1 protein-coding gene is annotated in these 716 nt (G+C 72.5%); it reads right to left on the minus strand.

Going from position 1 to position 716, the window contains the following annotated elements:
* Positions 1-707: DUF222 domain-containing protein (locus tag RB608_RS28230; protein ID WP_308091431.1), on the minus strand; the 707-nt coding region annotated here is incomplete at its 3' end.
* Between the last annotated feature and the right edge of the window lie 9 nt (positions 708-716).

Consider the following 716-nt stretch of genomic DNA (forward strand, 5'->3'; position numbering starts at 1 on the left):
CCGCCGCAGGCGCCGGGCTCGGTGGTGGCGGGGGCGGCGAGGGGGTGCAGGGTGGTCTTGATCTTCTCGGCGTCCTCGAGGGTGCCGTAGCCGGTGAGCTTGACTCCGCCGTGGCCGTCCTCGGTGAAGCGGAGGTGGCGGGCGTGGTGGGCGCCGCGTTCGGCCTTGACGCGTTCTTTGTCGAGGTCGATCAGTCGGGCGTCGGGGTCGTGGGTGCGGACGACCTCGCCGAACCTGGCCTGCAGGTCGGTGGCGTCGAGGCCCTGGGTGGTGGCCAGGTCGAGCATCCCGTCGGCGACCTGCTCGCGGAACTCGGGCACTCGGGGCAGGGTGGTGATCTTGTCGGCGATCGCGCGGGCCTGGGGCAGGGTGATCCGTCCGTCTTCGAGGGCCTCGCGCACTGTGGGGAGTCCGGTGAGCCGTTCGGCGGCGCGGACCAGGCCGCCGCCGGTGCCTTTGTGTCCGCCGAGGAGGTGGGTGAGGAGGTCTTTGGCGGAGGTCCAGCCGGTGTCGAGGAGGGCGTTGTCGCCGTCGAGGCGGCCGGCGAGACCGACCAGTGCGGCGTCGACGAGTCCGCGGGTGGTGGCGACCGCGGCGGCGATCTCGATCGCCTCGGCACCGGTCAGGTCGTCCCATGGGGTCTGGGCCAGCTCCTGGGCATGCGCGACCACAGCGGTGGCTGTGTCGAGCGCTCCGGGAGGTGTCATGCGCTCATC

Origin of the sequence: Nocardioides sp. LHD-245, from assembly GCF_030929495.1 — a bacterium.
Taxonomy (GTDB): Bacteria; Actinomycetota; Actinomycetes; order Propionibacteriales; family Nocardioidaceae; genus Nocardioides.